Origin of the sequence: Streptomyces sp. NPDC051576 (assembly GCF_040681835.1) — a bacterium.
Lineage (GTDB): Bacteria > Actinomycetota > Actinomycetes > Streptomycetales > Streptomycetaceae > Streptomyces.
In genome coordinates this window covers 709,497-725,429 of record NZ_JBFAZO010000002.1, presented here as the reverse complement: position 1 = coordinate 725,429, position 15,933 = coordinate 709,497, and the positions used below count along the sequence as shown (strand labels likewise).

Here is a 15,933-nt window from a genome sequence, read left to right as displayed (position 1 = left end):
GCCGATGCCGTTGCCTCAGTTGGCGGTGAGATCCGGCAACAGGGCGGACAGCGCCTCGCGTTGGGCCGGGCCGACGAACTGTACGAGTGCTCGCCGTACTGTCTCCTGCAGTGCTCCGGACGACTCCGCCAGCAGTCGGCGGGCCTTCTCGGTGAGGGCGACCTCGACTCCGCGCTTGTCTCCGCAGACCGACTTGCGGGTGACCAGGCCCGCGTGCTGGAGGCAGGCGATCTGATAGGTCAGCCGGGTCTTCGGGCGGCCGAGCAGGTCGGCGATCCGGGTCATGCGCAGCCCCTCGGGCTCCTCGGCGAGCAGGCACAGCACCAGGAACTCGTCGTGCGAGACGTCGAGGTTCCCCTTCACGACCGAGCGCAGCTCCTGCTCCACCGCTCCCGTCGCCGCCAGCAGCAGCATCCAGGCGCGCAGCTCGGGCGGGAGCAGTCCGGCGCCCTGCATGGAGGGGCATTCGGGCTGGTCGGCGGGGCGCTCAACGGGGTCGGCCATGGTCCCAAGTCTACCTGTTGTCCAATTTTGGAGGAGTGGTTGTCCATATTTGGATAATGGGCTAGCGTGTGGCTCATTCAAATTTGGACTACCGGAACCAGCTGGAGAGATCATGACCGTCGCCGTCGAAACCGGGGTGTGGCAGCTCGACCAGGCCGCCTCCACCGTGGGAATCAGCCACAGGACGATGTGGGGCCTGGTCAATGTGAAGGGCACCTTCTCCACCGTCACCGGTCAGGGCGAGGTCCGGCCCGACGGGTCCGCGGTCGGCACGCTGACCCTGGCCGCCGCCTCCCTGGACACCAAGAACGCCAAGCGCGACAAGCACCTCCGGTCCGCCGACCTGTTCGACGTGGAGAAGTTCCCGGAGATCACCTTCGCGGTGCGCAGCGCCGAACTGCGTGACGGCGACACCGTGCACATCGTCGGTCAGCTGACCGTCCACGGCATCAGCCGCCCCCAGACCTTCACCGCCCGCCTCAAGGACGCGACCGGTGAAGCGCTCACCCTGGACGCCGAATTCACCGTGGACCGCGACCAGTTCGGCCTGGGCTGGAACCAGATGGGCATGCTGCGCGGGCTGACCACCGTCACCACCACGCTCCGCTTCCTGCGCAGGGCGGCCTGACCGGCCGTCAACTCCCGGGCCGCAGCCGGATGTCCGAGCTGGACAGCGTCTGCGGGACCGCGGTGAAGGCACGTACCCGGATACGGACCTTCTTGTGGGGAAGCGTGAACGTCCCGCCGGGCGGCCGGAGTTCGATGGTCCGCGTACTGTGCGCGGGCAGGGTCGCCGGACCGCCCACCTGGGACCAGAACCTGCTCATGCCCTGGCCCGTGGTCAGGGTGTAGCGCGGAGTGAGGGCCGTGCCGGAGGAGTTGGTCACCCGGACGGTCAGCCCGGTCACGACGGTGGGCAGGGCGCGCCGGACCCCGGTGAGCCTCATGGTCATCGGCGGTGCCCCCGTCGCCGCCACCGCGGCGCTCGCCAGTGCGGGCGTGAGAAGGAGCACGGCCGCCGCGACCCTGGCCCGGCGGTGCGGGCCGGACAGCAGCCGGGGGCGCGGCTGCCACGCCGTACGGAACTCCGAGAGCGGCGCGGTGACCGCCGAGGCCAGCCACAGCGGGGTCATCAGCAGGTAGTAGCCGTCCTGTGAACGCGTCGCCAGATAGAAGGCGCACCAGGGCAGCACGGTCGCCGCCGGGCCCAACCGCCGTACGAACAGCACGAACACGACGAGCAGGCCCGCCGCCAGCAGGATGCTGGCGTGGGAGTACCAGTCGAGCCGGTCGCTGCCATTGGTGAAGTACAGCGAGATGTCCACCAGGCCCTGGCCGTGCACCACCGCGCCCTGTGTCAGCGGCAGCGCGATGCCGGTCAGCCAGGTGCCGGGCTCGCTCACGATGAAGTACGTGTTGATCAGCAGCCATACGGTGACGGCGGTCCCGGTGATGCGCAGCACCACCAACGCCGCCTGCCGCGCGCCGAGTTCACCACGGCGCAGCGCGTAGATCCCGGCGAGCAGGAACGGCGTGAGGAACCAGGGGAGTTGCTGCGCCGCGCAGGCCGCCCCCAGACACGCGGCCTGGACGATCCCGGCACGGCCGAGCCGGCCGCCGCTGCCGATCCGGGGCCAGCGGATCACCACCGGCACCAGCAACGCCATGGCGAGGACGGCGGGATAGCCCTGGCGGCCGTAGGTGGGAAGCAGGCCGAGACCGAGGCAGGCCAGGGTGGCCGCCGACCGCCACTGCGCGGGCAGCAGCCGCCACATGAGGACCGCGGCCGCGACGAGCGCGCCGGTGGCGACGGCCGTCGCGGGCGCGCCGCCGTGCCCGATCCACAGCAGGGGCGCCGTCAGCAGCGTCTCCAGCGGGGGGTAGCCGTAGGTGTAGTCGTAGCCGCCGGTCACCGTCGGGGTCAGCGCGACGCCCCCGGAGTGGAAGAGCCACGGCCAGGGCTGGCCGTAGACCTGGTGCCCGGCGACCAGTTCCCTGGCGGCCTGGGTGGTGAGCACCGCCTCGTCGCCGCCGCCGTGGAACACGGACCACGCGGACAGGGTGAGCAGGACCGCGGTCACCAGCACGGCCAGATCGATCCGGGCCAGCGACCGGGCCCGGCGGACCACCAGGGCCAGCACCCCGCACACCAGGATCGAGGCGTAGCAGAGGGAGACGACCGCCGCCACGACGAGCCGGTGGCTCGCGGCCTGCGTCCACACCGGGCGGACGCCGATGAACAGACTGATGTCGGCGAGCAGGGTCAGGATCCGGTGCCACTGCGCGGGAGGTTCCGGGGCGGACACCGCCGACTGTGTCCGCCGACCGGGTGCCACCTGTGGTGTTTCTGCCAAGTGCACAGCACAGGACGCTAATCCGACCCAGTGAGCGAGGTGGCGGCAATCGTGAAGAGCCTGGTATGAGACCGGTAAGAAGGCCTCGTCGTGGCCCAAAAGGGGCAAAGTCGAACGGCTTTGTTCAACCGGCGGTGGCCATCAGTTCATTCAGTAAACATCGCGCACATACCGCTTCGCCGCCGCAAGTTGCTTCACGTACGCACCCGCCTCGGTCTCGTCCAGCCCACCGTGCGCGACCGCGATGTCCCGCAGCGCCCGGTCCACGTCCTTCGCCATCCGTGAGGCGTCCCCGCACACATAGAAGTGGGCACCCTCCTGCAACCAGTGCCACAACTCCGGCCCGTGCTCCCGCATCCGGTCCTGTACGTACACCTTGGCGCGCTGGTCACGGGAGAAGGCCGTGTCGAGCCGGGCGAGCGTGCCCTCGGCCAGCAACTCCGTCAGCTCCTCCTCGTAGTAGAAGTCCGTCGCCCGGTGCTGCTCCCCGAAGAACAGCCAGTTGGGCCCCGGATGCCCGAGCGCCCGCCGCTCCTGGAGGAACCCGACGAACGGCGCCACACCCGTACCCGGCCCCACCATCACCATCGGCGTCGCCGCGTCGGTCGGCGGCCGGAAGTGCGGCGAGCGCTGCACGAACACCGGTACCTCCGTCCCCGCCGCCGGATCGGCATCCGCGAGGAACGGCGAGCACACCCCGCCGCGCGGCCGGCCGGCGAGATTCTCGTAGCGCACCACCGACACCGTCAGCGAGACACTGTGCGGGTCGACGAGCGGGCTGGAGGAGATCGAATACAGGCGCGGCTGAAGCTTCTTGAGCACTCCGGCCCAGTCCTCGGCGGACGCCTTCACCGGATACTCGGCGAGCACGTCCACCGCCTGCCGCCCCCAACTCCACTGCGCGAGCCCGTCCTTGTTGTCGGGCCGCAGCAGCCTGCGCAACTCCCGGTCGTCCCGCGCCCGTTCGGCCACGAACCGCAGCAGATCCGGAGTGATCCGGGTGATGTCCAACTGCCGGTGCAATGCCTCGGCGAAAGGGAACGCGCCAACACCCTCCACCTCTACGACCGTCGAGGCATCGGCACCGGTGACGGTCAGCCACTCCTCCACCAGGGCGGGCGAGTTGACCGGCCGCACGCCGAGCGCGTCACCGGCCTCGTACGTCAGGTCGATCCCACTGGTGTCGAAGGTGAACCGCCGGACCTCCTTGCCCGCGCCGGGCCGGCTGAGCAGCCGGTTGCCGACGAGGCGGGCGGCGACGGGGGCGGGCTTGGGGGTGCGGGGCGGTGACTTCGGGGCTGCGGTGTCGGTGCCCTGTGCCGTGTCGGTCTCGGCGCCCAGCGCCGTGAGCACCTGACCCAGCCAGGCGTCCGCCGAGGGTTCGAAGTCCGGCTCGCAGTCGGTACGTTCGGTCAGTCGCACCCCGCCCAACTCGTCCAGCCGCGCGTCCAGTCGGCGCCCGTGCCCGCAGAAGTCGTCGTACGACGAGTCGCCCAGGGCGAGCACCGCGAACCGCACCCCGTCCAGGCGCGGCGCCTGCTCCCCGGCCAGCGTGTCCCAGAAGCCGGAGCCGTTGTCGGGAGCGTCGCCGTCGCCGAACGTGCTGGTGATGAAGAGGAGATCGGCGTCGGCCGGGAGCGTGCCGACGTCGGCCTGGTCCATGCCGACCAGGGTCGCCCGGTGCCCGGCCGAGCCCAGCCGCTCGGCGGTGGCCGCCGCCACCTCCTCGGCGTTGCCGGTCTGCGAGGCCCACAGGACGACTATCTGCCGCCCAGGCTGGGGCTGTTGCGCCGGAACAGCCGCCGACCGCGAGTACATCCCGGCGAGAACACCGTTGACCCACAAGGCGTGTTCGGCGCTGAAGGGTGCGTCCGGCGGAAGTGTCGGCACACCGGGGGAGCCGGACTCGATGCCCGCGAGGAAGCCGGTCAGATAGAGACGTTCCTGCGCGGTGAGGACGGGCGGGGGAGCGGGATCGAGGCCGAAGGGATTCGCACCCGGGATCACCGCGGTCGGCACCACCACCTCCGCCGGAGCCGGTGCCGGTGCCGGCGCGCTCGCCACCTTCGCCAGCGACACGGCGCACGCCTTGAACTCCGGCTGGAACGACACCGGGTCCACGGCGTCGCTCGTCACCGCGTTCACGCTCAGATACTCGCCGAAGAGGTCGTTCCAGTGGAACGGCGCGAAACAGCCCCCGGGACGCACCCGGTCGGTCACCACGGCCGGCAGCACCGCCCGTCCCCGCCGTGACGCGACCTCCACCGAGTCGCCCTCCGCGATCCCCAACTCCCGTGCGTCCTTGGGATGCAGCTCCACGAAGGGCCCGGGGTTCAGCTTGTTCAGCTTGGCGACCTTGCCCGTCTTCGTCAGCGTGTGCCACTGGTGCTGCAAGCGCCCGGTGTTCAGCACGAACGGGTAGTCGTCGTCGGGCAGTTCGGCGGCGGGCATGTGCGGCCGGGCATGAAACACAGCCCGTCCACTGGCGGTCGGGAATTTCAACTCGCCCCCGCCCACATACCGGATGGGATTGCGGTCCGGCCCGTCCTCCTCGGCGGCCGGCCACTGCACGGGCGTGCTCCGCAGCCGCTCGTAGGTCACCCCGCGCAGGTCCCACCCGGTCACCGGGTTCCAGAACTGCCGTATCTCCTCGAAGACTTCCTCCGCGCTGTCGTAGGAGAAGCCCTTCTCGTACCCCATCGCGCACGCGACGGCCGCGATGATCCGCCAGTCGGCCATCGACTCGCCGGGCGGGTCGACGACCGGGCGGGCGAGGGTGAGGTTGCGCTCGCTGTTGATGAGGACGCCCTCGGACTCGGTCCACATCGCGCCGGGGAGGACGACGTCTGCGTAGGCGTTGGTCTCGGTGTCGGTGAAGACGTCCTGAGTGACGACGAACTCGGCTGCTTCCAGGCCCTCGATGACGGTCCGTCGGTTGGCGACGGAGGCGACCGGGTTGGTGCAGATGATCCAGCAGGCCTTGATGTCGCCGTCGGCCATCTTCTGGAACATCTCGACGGTGCCCCGGCCGACGCCGTCCGCGCGGAGCGTGTCCGGCGGCAGGCCCCACAGCTCCTCGGTGAACTCCCGCTCCGCGTCCACGAGTACGGACCGCTGGCCCGGCAACCCCGGTCCCATGTAGCCCATTTCACGGCCGCCCATCGCGTTCGGCTGGCCGGTGAGGGAGAACGGGCCGCTGCCCGGACGGCAGATCGCGCCCGTCGCGAGATGCAGGTTGATCAGGGCGTTGGTGTTCCACGTCCCGTGCGTGGACTGGTTGAGCCCCATCGTCCAGCAGCTCATCCACTCGCCCGCCTCACCGATCAGCCGGGCGGCCGTACGGATGTCGTCCTCGGCGAGACCGGTGAGGGCGGCGACGGCGTCCGGCGCGTAGTCGGCGAGGAACTCGGGCATCGCCTCCCAGCCCTCGGTGTGAGCGGTGATGAACTCCGGGTCGGTGTGACCGTTCTCGTGCAGCAGCCGCAACAGGCCGTTGAGCAGGGCGAGATCGGTGCCGGGCGCGATCTGCAGGAACAGGTCGGCCTTCGCCGCCGTGGCGGTCCGGCGCGGGTCGACGACGATCAACTTGGCGCCGGCCTTCACCCGTTCCATCATCCGCAGGTAGAGGATCGGATGGCAGTCGGCCATGTTCGAGCCGATGACCAGGAACACATCCGCCCGCTCGAAGTCCTCGTACGATCCCGGCGGCCCGTCCGCGCCCAGCGACGACTTGTAGCCGGCGCCCGCACTGGCCATGCACAGCCGGGAGTTGGACTCGATCTGGTTCGTGCGTATGAACCCCTTGGCGAGCTTGTTCGCCAAGTACTGGGCTTCCAGGCTCATCTGCCCGGAGACATAGAGGGCGACGGCGTCCGGCCCGTGCTCGTCGACGATCTCCCGCAGCCGCCGCGCGGTCTCGGCGATCGCGTCGGTCATGGGCGTGGGCACCGGCTCCTCACCGCGCTCGTCCCGCACCAGGGCGCCGGTCAGCCGGCCGGGTGCGGTGAGCATCTCGGCCGTGGTCGCGCCCTTGGTGCAGAGCCGGCCCGCGTTCGCCGGGTGCGCCTTGTCGCCGGACGCCTTGAGGACCGTACGCCTGCCGTCGGGACCCGCCCCGACGTCGAGCAGCATGCCGCAGCCCACACCGCAGTACGAGCAGACCGTCCGTATCTGCTGCGTCTGGAGGCTCGCCGGGCTAGTCGTCATGGCGTCGACCGTACGAATTGCCCGTTACGCCGATGTCACGCGGCTCGATCATGAGGGGTTACGCCCGCTGCACAACGGGCTGGGGGTCGCTGTGAGATGCGGACGAGATATGGTCCGATCTTGTCGCGGAGTGTGTCGCTGTTGGGCCGAACGGGTGACAGTGCGCAACAATTGCCGGATGCAGACTGCCAGCGCGACCCAGGACGGAGCATGCCGGTGAACAGCCACGATGTCACCGACGAACAGTGGGAAGGGCTCGCCCAGGTAGTGCCGCTGCGAGGCCGGGACGCCTGGCCGTCCGCCGTGAGCCACCGTTCCATACCCGAGGCCGAGACCGAGCCCCGCCGCCGTTTCGTCGTCCTCCGCGTGAACGTGTTCGGGGACGCCCGTGAGGTCGCGGAGACCCTGATGGCGGGCGTGCCGGTGCTTCTCGACCTGACCGGCGCGGAGACGGAGGTCGCCAAGCGGGTGCTGGACTTCAGCACGGGCGTCGTCTTCGGCCTGTCGAGCGGGATGACCCGCGTCGACCGGAATGTGTTCCTGCTCACACCGCCGGGGACGGAAGTGCGGGGGCTGATGGAGGGCGCGGGGGTTCCGGGGGTGTGAGCCCGCCCGCGCAGAGGAGTACGAGGAGGGGAGCGGCGGGGTCCGGTCGCTCGATCGTAGGAAGGTCCCCCGGGCGGAACGGTTCGCCTGCCGGCGGAGGCCTACGGTCCGGATATGACCGCGCCAGCACAGTCGCCGCAGCCACCTGAGTCCGCCCCGTCGCCCGACTTCTCTCCGGACTCCCGCCTGCCTGAGCCGCCTCGGCCGTCGGAGGGTGTGCCGCCGCAGGGGCGGTCGTCGGAAGCCGTCGCCCGCAGGGCTCGGCCCGCACCCGAGTCGCTTGGTGCGGGGGTGCCTGCGTCGGTGAGCGCCGCGTCGCCGCAGGGGCGGTCGCCGGAAGTCCTGTCGTCCAGGGGACGGTCCGCGTCGGAGTCGCCGGTATCGGGGGTGCCTGCGCCGGCGAACCCCGTACCGCCCCAGGGGCGGTCGCCGGAAGCCGTCCCCCGCAGGGTTCGGTCGGTGCCCGGGGCGCCAGCGTCGGGGGCGCCCGTGCCGGCGGTCAGCGCCCCGCGCCCCGATCGGCCCCATCTCGCCGAGCTGCGGCTCTCCGCGTTCGCCGCGCATCGAGGGGTTGGATTCTCGCTCGGGCCGCTCACTCTCTTCGCCGGGCCCAGTGGGTCCGGGAAGACGAGTGTGCTGCGGGCCTACGAGGCGCTCGCGCGGCTCGGGGGTGGGAGCGAGGCGGGGGAGGTGTTCCCGGACCCGGTCGGGTGTGTTCCGGAGCGGGCGCGGCCCGACGCACAGCGGCGGCGCGGGTTCCGGATCGGGTGTACGGCGGACGGGCCCGAGGGGCCGGTACGGCTCGACGTCGCCGTCCAGGCCGAGCCCGAACTGCGCATCGTGGGGGAGCGGTTGACGGCGGGCGGACTGGTTCTTCTGGAGACGGCTCTGCGGGACCCCTCGCGGCGCTCGGTGCAGGCTGCCTGGCACACCGGGGGCTCGTCCCCGGTCACCCGCGCCCCGCTGCCGGACGACCGGCTCGGCACCGCGCTGCTGCCGTTGCGGGTCGCCGGCAAGACGGACGGACAGCGCCAAGTCCTCGCCGCCGCCGAGCAGATGGTGGTCGCCCTGCGCTCCGTCTTCGCCTGCGACCCGGCGCCCGAGCGGATGCGCGCGGCCGTGCCGATCGGCGACGGCCGGCTGCTGCGGGACTGCTCCAACCTCGCCGACGTGCTGTGGCGCACCCGGAGCGAGTGCGGGCAACGGCACGCGCAACTCGTCACGGCGGTGCGGACCGGGTGCGCCGGACCCGTGGTGGATGTGCTCGCGGAACCCCTGAGGGACGGGATGCTCCGCGCGGTCCTCGACCGGGGCGACGGCCCCCGCACCGCCTTCGAGCGGCTCGGCGACGGTGAACTCCGGTACGCGGCAATGGCGTTGGTGCTGCTCACCGGCCCCGGCGTACTGGAGGTCGACCCGCCCGGCGAGGTCCCGGCCGCGATGCAGACCCTCACCGTCCTCGCCGACGGCCTCGACCGAGGAGTCGACGTACGGCAACGGGCCGAACTGCTGCGGCTCGCGGCGCGGATGTGCGAGCGCGGGCACATCCGGCTGGTCGGCGCGGTGAGCGACGCGTCCTGGGCCGCCGGGGTCGACGGTGTCACAGTGGTACACCTGGAGCCGTGACAGAACATCTCGACGTGGCGAAACTGCAGCGCAGACTGGCCGAGTTCGCGGCCGCGCGGAACTGGCAGCCCTACCACACCCCCAAGAACCTCGTCGCCGCGCTCAGCGTGGAGGCCTCCGAACTGGTCGAGATCTTCCAGTGGTTGACCCCGGAGGAGTCGACACGGGTCATGGACGACCCGGACACCGCGCACCGGGTGACGGACGAAGTCGCCGATGTGCTCGCGTACTTGCTGCAACTGTGCGAGGTGCTCGGTATCGACCCGCTCGCCGCGCTCGACGCGAAGATCGACCGGAACGAACGCAGGTTCCCGGCGCCGTAGTCGCCGACTTGGGGGAGCTGGCGCGTCCATTTTCACTCTCCGGAGTCATTCATCTGCTCGCAACCGATTTGTTGTCCACAGATTTCCGCCTTCCACTGGCTTTTCGTCTCAGGCACCCTCACTCTGGGTAATGGACAAGGGAGTTCGGGCGGACGTGCGAACAGCACGTCGGGATATGACGGGGGCAGCGCATGGACGCGATGCGGCTGATCGTGACGAGCAGGCGCGCCCTGGCCGGAAGCGGTGGCGTGCCGGAGACCATGACCGAGGTGTGGCAGGCGCAGGCCCTCGCCCAGGCGATAGGCAGCCGCCTCGCCGTCTTCGGTCCGCCCGAACTGCGGGGCGAGGCACTGGGGTTGACCGAACTGGCGGGCCGGGGCTGCGGGGTCCTCGACACCCCCGTGCTCGCCGTCGAGGACTTACGGGCGGCCCAGCTCACGGAGTTGGGCGACGCCCGCCTCGCCCTGCTCTGCCTGGGCATCCTGCTCGGCGAGGTCGGCATCGCCCTCGTCGGCATCGCCTGCGCGGCGGACGACGAGGGCACGTACTGGCAGTGCATGGAGGCCATCGACGCGGCGGACGAGTCCCGGGACCGGGTCCTGGAGATGCTGCGAAGACTCGCGGACCGCGAACAGCCGGCGATACCCGAGCGAGAGGCGGGCTGACGGCCGCCTCCGGCGGGGGGGGGGCGGGGGAGCGACACCGGGCACAAGGCGAACCGGGCCGCCGCCCGTGCCCGTCAGGCGGTCGCGCCGCCCTCCTCGCCGGCCCCCGACCCCGTGCTCCCGGCGGACTGCAGATCCGCGTCCAGGGCGGACAGGTCCGCGTTCAATGACGCCATCAGCTCCTCCATCTGCTGCAACAACCCCTTCGGTTGTGCAGGCCCGCCCTGCTGCGGCACGGCTTCTTCGGACATGACGGCCTCCTCGGCCCGTGGCCTCCGGGGAGGCCGATGCGGGTGTCGCCCCGACGTCGCCTTGCCGGTGCGGGAATCCGGGCGGTCCGGCTCCGCCCGAGCCAACGATCATCAACGGGGCCGGTCACTGGCGCGGGCGGCCCCCGTGCGCACGGTTGACGCGATTTCACCCGACCGGGGACGGGACGGGCCGCAGGGACCGGTGGGGTTGACCGTCACCCGACCGTGCAGGATGGGGGCATGGATCTTCGCATCTTCACCGAGCCCCAGCAGGGGGCGACCTACGACACCTTGCTCGCCGTGGCCAAGGCCACCGAGGATCTCGGCTTCGACGCCTTTTTCCGGTCCGACCACTATCTGAGCATGGGCTCCGGCGACGGGCTGCCCGGTCCCACCGACGCCTGGCTCACCCTGGCCGGCCTCGCCCGCGAGACCAGCCGCATCCGCCTGGGTACCCTGATGACGGCCGGCACCTTCCGCCTCCCCGGCGTCCTCGCCATCCAGGTCGCGCAGGTCGACCAGATGTCCGGCGGCCGGGTCGAGCTCGGCCTGGGCACGGGCTGGTTCGAGCAGGAGCACAAGGCGTACGGCATCCCGTTCCCCAAGGAGAAGTTCGCCCGCCTGGAGGAGCAACTGGCCATCGTCACCGGCCTGTGGGAGACCAAGCCCGGCGACACCTTCGACTTCCACGGCACCCACTACGACCTGACGGACTCGCCCGCGCTGCCCAAGCCCACACAGGCGAAGATCCCCGTGCTGATCGGCGGCCACGGCGCCAGCCGCACCCCGAAGCTGGCCGCGAGGTACGCGGACGAGTTCAACATGCCGTTCGCCTCGATCGAGGACAGTGAGCGGCAGTTCGGCCGGGTCCGTGCCGCCGCCGAGGCGGCCGGCCGCAAGGCCGACGACCTCACCTACTCCAACGCCCTCGTGGTCTGCGTCGGCAAGGACGACCAGGAGGTCGCCCGCCGCGCCGCCGTGATCGGCCGCGAGGTCGACGAACTCAAGGCCAACGGCCTCGCGGGCTCCCCGTCCGAGGTCGTCGACAAGATCGGCCGCTACGCGGAGGTCGGCTCTCAGCGCGTCTACCTCCAGATCCTCGACCTCGACGACCTGGACCACCTGGAGTTGATCTCGTCCCAGGTGCAGTCGCAGTTGTCGTGACGCCGCGCGGGCGGGGCACCAGACCCTGTGCCATGACCCCGCGCAGGCCCGCGCAATAACGGAAGGCGCAGTTCGCCCGCCTTGTGCGAAGGTGAGACGGTCGTCCTGCCCAGCCCCCGGGATCACCGACCCTGGGGGCTTTCGCACGTACGGCACCGCACTCATCCACCCGTCGGAGAGGTCCTCCGCATGTTCCTGACCATCACTACCACCGGCACCCCCGAACTCCCCGCCACCGACCTCGGTTTCCTGTTGCACAAGCATCCCGAGAAGGCGCAGGCGTTCTCCACGTCCTACGGCACGGCCCACGTCCTCTACCCCGAGGCGGATGCCGGGCGCTGCACGGCGGCGCTGTTGCTGGAGGTCGACGCGGTGGCACTGGTCCGGCGCGGCAAGGGCAAGGGACGCGGCGGCGCACCCGACGCGGCACTCGCGCAGTACGTCAACGACCGTCCGTACGCGGCCTCTTCACTGCTCGCCGTCGCGCTCAGCGCGGTCTTCTCCAGCGCCATGCGGGGCGTGTGCAACGCCCGCCCCGAGCGCGCGGCACAGCCCCTGCCGCTGCGTATCGAGGTGCCCGCGCTGCCCGCGAGGGGCGGCGGCGACCTCGTACGGAAGCTCTTCGCGCCGCTCGGCTGGACGGTCACGGCCGAACCGGTCGCGCTGGACGCCGAGTTCCCCGAGTGGGGCGACTCGCGCTACGTGAGCCTCGTCCTGGAGTCGGAGACGCTGACCCTCGCCGAGGCGCTGCGCCACCTGTACGTCCTGCTCCCGGTCCTCGACGACGCCAAGCACTACTGGGTGGCCTCCGACGAGGTCGACAAACTGCTGCGCGCCGGTGAGGGCTGGCTGCCCGCGCACCCCGAGCAGAAGCTGATCACCAGCCGCTATCTGTCCCGCCGTTGGTCCCTGACCCGGCAGGCGATGGAGCGACTGGAACTCGTACGGCTCGCCGAGGCCGACGACAGCGAGGTCGAGGAGATCGACAACGCCGTCGAGCCGGAGACGGAGGCCGAGGAGAAGCCGACACCGCTCGCCGTCCAGCGCCGGGACGCGATCGTCGAGGCGCTCAAGGCGTCCGGTGCCGCCCGGGTGCTCGATCTCGGCTGCGGACAGGGCCAGTTGGTGCAGGAACTGCTCAAGGACACCCGGTTCACCGAGATCGTCGGCACCGACGTGTCGATGCGCGCGCTCACCATCGCCGGTCGCCGCCTCAAGCTCGACCGCATGGGGGAGCGGCAGGCCTCCCGCGTCCAGCTCTTCCAGAGCTCGCTCGCCTACACCGACAATCGCCTCAAGGGCTACGACGCCGCCGTGCTCAGCGAGGTGATCGAGCACCTCGACCTGCCCCGGCTGCCGGCGCTGGAGTACGCGGTGTTCGGCGCCGCCCGCCCGAAAACGGTCCTGGTCACCACCCCGAACGTCGAGTACAACGTCCGCTGGGAGACCCTCCCGGCCGGACATGTCCGGCACGGCGACCACCGCTTCGAGTGGACGCGCGCGGAGTTCGCGGGGTGGGCCGCGAAGGTGGCCGGGCGGCACGGATACGAGGTCGAGTTCGTGCCGGTCGGACCCGACGACCCCGAGGTGGGACCGCCCACGCAGATGGCGATCTTTTCCATGAGCACGGCCAAGCAGACGATCATGAAGGAGGCGAAGGCGGCATGACCGAGACGCAGACCAAGGGGCGAGTCCTGCCCGTCACCGACCTCTCCCTCGTGGTACTGATCGGCGCCTCCGGCTCGGGCAAGTCCACCTTCGCGCACCGCCACTTCAAGCCGACCGAGATCATCTCCTCCGACTTCTGCCGGGGCCTGGTCGCGGACGACGAGAACGACCAGAGCGCCAGCGGGGACGCCTTCGACGTCCTGCACTACATCGCGGGCAAGCGCCTCGCCGCCGGCCGCCGCACGGTCGTCGACGCGACCAGCGTGCAGCAGGAGAGCCGACGCCAACTGATCGACCTGGCACGGCAGTACGACGTCCTGCCCATCGCCGTCGTGCTCGACGTGCCGGAGGAGGTGTGCGCCGAGCGCAACGCCGCCCGCTCCGACCGCGCCGGCATGCCGCGCCGGGTCATCACCCGCCACACCCGCGAACTCCGGCGTTCCCTGCGGGGTTTGGAGCGCGAGGGATTCCGCAAGGTGCACATCCTGCGCGGTGTCGAGGACATCGAGAACGCCACGGTCGTCACCGAGAAGCGCTTCAACGACCTGACCCACCTCACCGGCCCCTTCGACATCATCGGCGACATCCATGGCTGCGCCGCCGAACTGGAGACCCTGCTCGGCAAGTTGGGCTACGACGACGGCGTCCACCCGGCCGGTCGTACGGCCGTCTTCGTCGGCGACCTCGTCGACCGCGGCCCGGACTCGCCCGGCGTGCTGCGCCGCGTGATGTCCATGGTCGGCTCGGGCAACGCGCTGTGCGTACCGGGCAACCACGAGAACAAGTACGGCCGCCACCTCAAGGGCCGCAAGGTCCAGCACACCCACGGCCTGGCGGAGACCATCGAGCAGATGGCCGGGGAGAGCGAGGAATTCCACGCCCAGGTGAGGGAGTTCATCGACGGACTCGTCAGCCACTACGTCCTCGACGGCGGCAAGCTGGTGGTCTGCCACGCCGGCCTGCCCGAGAAGTACCACGGCCGCACCTCCGGCCGGGTCCGCTCGCACGCGCTGTACGGCGACACGACCGGCGAGACCGACGAGTTCGGCCTGCCGGTGCGCTACCCGTGGGCCGAGGACTACCGGGGCCGCGCGGCCGTCGTCTACGGCCACACCCCGGTCCCCGAGGCCACCTGGCTCAACAACACCATCTGTCTGGACACCGGTGCCGTCTTCGGCGGCAAGCTGACCGCGCTGCGCTGGCCGGAGCGGGAGCTGGTCGACGTACCGGCCGAGCAGGTCTGGTACGAGCCGACCCGCCCACTGCGCACGGAGGCCCCCGGCGGCCAGGACGGCCGCCCGCTGGACCTGGCGGACGTACACGGCCGCCGGGTGGTGGAGACCCGGCACGCCGGCCGGGTGTCGGTCCGCGAGGAGAACGCGGCGGCGGCCCTGGAGGTCATGAGCCGCTTCGCGGTCGACCCGCGCCTGCTGCCGTACCTCCCGCCGACGATGGCTCCGACGGCGACCTCGCAGGTGGAGGGCTACCTGGAGCACCCGGCGGAGGCGTTCGCGCAGTACGCCCAGGACGGTGTCGCGCGGGTCGTGTGCGAGGAGAAGCACATGGGCTCGCGGGCGGTGGCGCTGGTGTGCCGGGACGCGGAGGCTGCGGCCAAGCGCTTCGGCGTGGAGAACGGCCCGACGGGCTCCCTCTACACCCGCACCGGCCGCCCCTTCTTCGACGACCAGACGGTCACGGAGGAGATCCTGGGCCGCCTGCGCACGGCACTCGAAGAGGCGGGCCTCTGGACCGAGTTGGAGACGGACTGGCTGCTCCTGGACGCGGAGTTGATGCCGTGGTCGCTGAAGGCGTCCGGGCTGCTGCGCGGTCAGTACGCGGCGGTGGGCGCGGCGGCGGGCGCGGTGTTCCCGGGTGCGCTGGCGGCACTGGAGGGCGCCGCCGCGCGGGGTGTCGACGTCACCGATCTCCTCTCCCGGCAGCGCGAACGGGCCGCCGACGCCTCGGCGTTCACCGACGCGTACCGCCGCTACTGCTGGACCACGGACGGCCTCGACGGTGTCCGCCTGGCCCCGTTCCAGATCCTCGCGGTCCAGGGCCGCAGCCTCGCCGCACTCCCGCACGACGCACAACTCGCCCTGCTGGACCGGCTGGTGGAACACGACAGCACCGGCCTCCTCCAGACCACCCGGCGCCTGTACGTCGACACCGCAGACCCGGAGTCGGTGCGGGCCGGCGTCGACTGGTGGCTGGAGATGACCGGACGCGGCGGCGAGGGCATGGTCGTCAAGCCGGTCGGCGCGGTGGTCCGCAGCGAGCAGGGGCGCCTGGTCCAGCCCGGCATCAAGTGCCGGGGCCGTGAGTACCTGCGGATCATCTACGGCCCGGAGTACACCCGCCCCGACAACCTGACCCGCCTGCGCGGCCGCTTCCTGAACCACAAGCGGTCCCTCGCGATCCGGGAGTACGCGCTCGGTCTCGAAGCCCTCGACCGGCTGGCCGAGGGGGAGCCGCTGTGGCGGGTGCACGAGGCGGTGTTCGGGGTGCTGGCGCTGGAGTCGGAGCCGGTGGACCCGCGGCTGTGAGGGAGGCTGAGCGCTTGGGAACC

The 15,933-nt window shown here is 71.1% G+C and carries 12 protein-coding genes; 8 read left to right on the top strand and 4 right to left on the bottom strand.

What is annotated here, in order from left to right; genetic code table 11:
* Positions 1-15: 15 nt before the first annotated feature.
* Positions 16-504 (bottom strand): MarR family transcriptional regulator, encoded by a 489-nt coding sequence (locus AB0M63_RS08920; protein ID WP_355902076.1) that lies wholly within the window; start codon positions 502-504, stop codon positions 16-18.
* Positions 505-616: 112 nt separating this feature from the next.
* On the opposite strand from AB0M63_RS08920, the gene AB0M63_RS08915 reads away from it, so the two are divergent.
* Positions 617-1,132, top strand: coding sequence for a YceI family protein (locus AB0M63_RS08915; RefSeq protein ID WP_366018906.1), 516 nt, complete (start codon positions 617-619; stop codon positions 1,130-1,132).
* 7 nt (positions 1,133-1,139) lie between these two features.
* On the opposite strand, the gene AB0M63_RS08910 is transcribed toward AB0M63_RS08915, so the two are convergent.
* Positions 1,140-2,810 carry a hypothetical protein gene (locus AB0M63_RS08910; protein ID WP_366018905.1) on the bottom strand — a complete coding sequence of 557 codons (1,671 nt, stop codon included), beginning with the start codon at positions 2,808-2,810 and terminating at the stop codon, positions 1,140-1,142.
* A gap of 198 nt (positions 2,811-3,008) precedes the next feature.
* Positions 3,009-7,064 carry a bifunctional nitrate reductase/sulfite reductase flavoprotein subunit alpha gene (locus AB0M63_RS08905; protein WP_366018904.1) on the bottom strand — a complete coding sequence of 1,352 codons (4,056 nt, stop codon included), beginning with the start codon at positions 7,062-7,064 and terminating at the stop codon, positions 3,009-3,011.
* A gap of 210 nt (positions 7,065-7,274) precedes the next feature.
* Between AB0M63_RS08905 and AB0M63_RS08900 the strand changes: the two genes are divergently transcribed.
* From AB0M63_RS08900 to AB0M63_RS08885, 4 genes are all read left to right on the top strand, one after another.
* On the top strand, positions 7,275-7,670 hold the full coding sequence (locus AB0M63_RS08900) for a cell division protein SepF (protein WP_355902068.1): 396 nt from the start codon (positions 7,275-7,277) through the stop codon (positions 7,668-7,670).
* Between the two features lie 459 nt (positions 7,671-8,129).
* Complete coding sequence (locus AB0M63_RS08895; protein WP_366018903.1) at positions 8,130-9,296, top strand: ATP-binding protein; 1,167 nt, start codon at positions 8,130-8,132, stop codon at positions 9,294-9,296.
* The gene (locus AB0M63_RS08890; protein ID WP_355902064.1) at positions 9,293-9,619 is read left to right on the top strand and encodes a nucleotide pyrophosphohydrolase; all 327 of its coding nucleotides are present in this window, start codon (positions 9,293-9,295) and stop codon (positions 9,617-9,619) included. The genes AB0M63_RS08895 and AB0M63_RS08890 overlap by 4 nt, the downstream gene beginning before the upstream one ends.
* A 191-nt stretch (positions 9,620-9,810) precedes the next feature.
* Positions 9,811-10,284 carry a DUF6099 family protein gene (locus AB0M63_RS08885; protein WP_366018902.1) on the top strand — a complete coding sequence of 158 codons (474 nt, stop codon included), beginning with the start codon at positions 9,811-9,813 and terminating at the stop codon, positions 10,282-10,284.
* Between the two features lie 74 nt (positions 10,285-10,358).
* Here AB0M63_RS08885 and AB0M63_RS08880 read toward each other — a convergent pair whose 3' ends face one another.
* On the bottom strand, positions 10,359-10,535 hold the full coding sequence (locus AB0M63_RS08880) for a hypothetical protein (protein WP_355902060.1): 177 nt from the start codon (positions 10,533-10,535) through the stop codon (positions 10,359-10,361).
* Positions 10,536-10,775: 240 nt separating this feature from the next.
* On the opposite strand from AB0M63_RS08880, the gene AB0M63_RS08875 reads away from it, so the two are divergent.
* The 3 genes from AB0M63_RS08875 to AB0M63_RS08865 all read left to right on the top strand — a co-directional run bounded on the left by AB0M63_RS08875 (position 10,776) and on the right by AB0M63_RS08865 (position 15,910).
* Positions 10,776-11,699, top strand: a complete 924-nt coding sequence (locus AB0M63_RS08875; RefSeq protein WP_355902058.1) for an LLM class F420-dependent oxidoreductase — start codon at positions 10,776-10,778, stop codon at positions 11,697-11,699.
* Positions 11,700-11,888: 189 nt separating this feature from the next.
* Positions 11,889-13,367 carry a 3' terminal RNA ribose 2'-O-methyltransferase Hen1 gene (locus AB0M63_RS08870; protein ID WP_366018901.1) on the top strand — a complete coding sequence of 493 codons (1,479 nt, stop codon included), beginning with the start codon at positions 11,889-11,891 and terminating at the stop codon, positions 13,365-13,367.
* On the top strand, positions 13,364-15,910 hold the full coding sequence (locus AB0M63_RS08865) for a polynucleotide kinase-phosphatase (protein WP_366018900.1): 2,547 nt from the start codon (positions 13,364-13,366) through the stop codon (positions 15,908-15,910). The genes AB0M63_RS08870 and AB0M63_RS08865 overlap by 4 nt, the downstream gene beginning before the upstream one ends.
* Positions 15,911-15,933: the final 23 nt, after the last annotated feature.

Bases quoted from the DNA above. Each gene is read 5' to 3' on its own strand.
- AB0M63_RS08920 (WP_355902076.1), bottom strand. From the start codon at position 504: ATGGCCGACCCCGTTGAGCGCCCCGCCGACCAGCCCGAATGCCCCTCC.
- AB0M63_RS08915 (WP_366018906.1), top strand. From the start codon at position 617: ATGACCGTCGCCGTCGAAACCGGGGTGTGGCAGCTCGACCAGGCCGCC.
- AB0M63_RS08905 (WP_366018904.1), bottom strand. From the start codon at position 7,064: ATGACGACTAGCCCGGCGAGCCTCCAGACGCAGCAGATACGGACGGTC.
- AB0M63_RS08900 (WP_355902068.1), top strand. From the start codon at position 7,275: ATGCCGGTGAACAGCCACGATGTCACCGACGAACAGTGGGAAGGGCTC.
- AB0M63_RS08885 (WP_366018902.1), top strand. From the start codon at position 9,811: ATGGACGCGATGCGGCTGATCGTGACGAGCAGGCGCGCCCTGGCCGGA.
- AB0M63_RS08880 (WP_355902060.1), bottom strand. From the start codon at position 10,535: ATGTCCGAAGAAGCCGTGCCGCAGCAGGGCGGGCCTGCACAACCGAAG.
- AB0M63_RS08875 (WP_355902058.1), top strand. From the start codon at position 10,776: ATGGATCTTCGCATCTTCACCGAGCCCCAGCAGGGGGCGACCTACGAC.
- AB0M63_RS08870 (WP_366018901.1), top strand. From the start codon at position 11,889: ATGTTCCTGACCATCACTACCACCGGCACCCCCGAACTCCCCGCCACC.
- AB0M63_RS08865 (WP_366018900.1), top strand. From the start codon at position 13,364: ATGACCGAGACGCAGACCAAGGGGCGAGTCCTGCCCGTCACCGACCTC.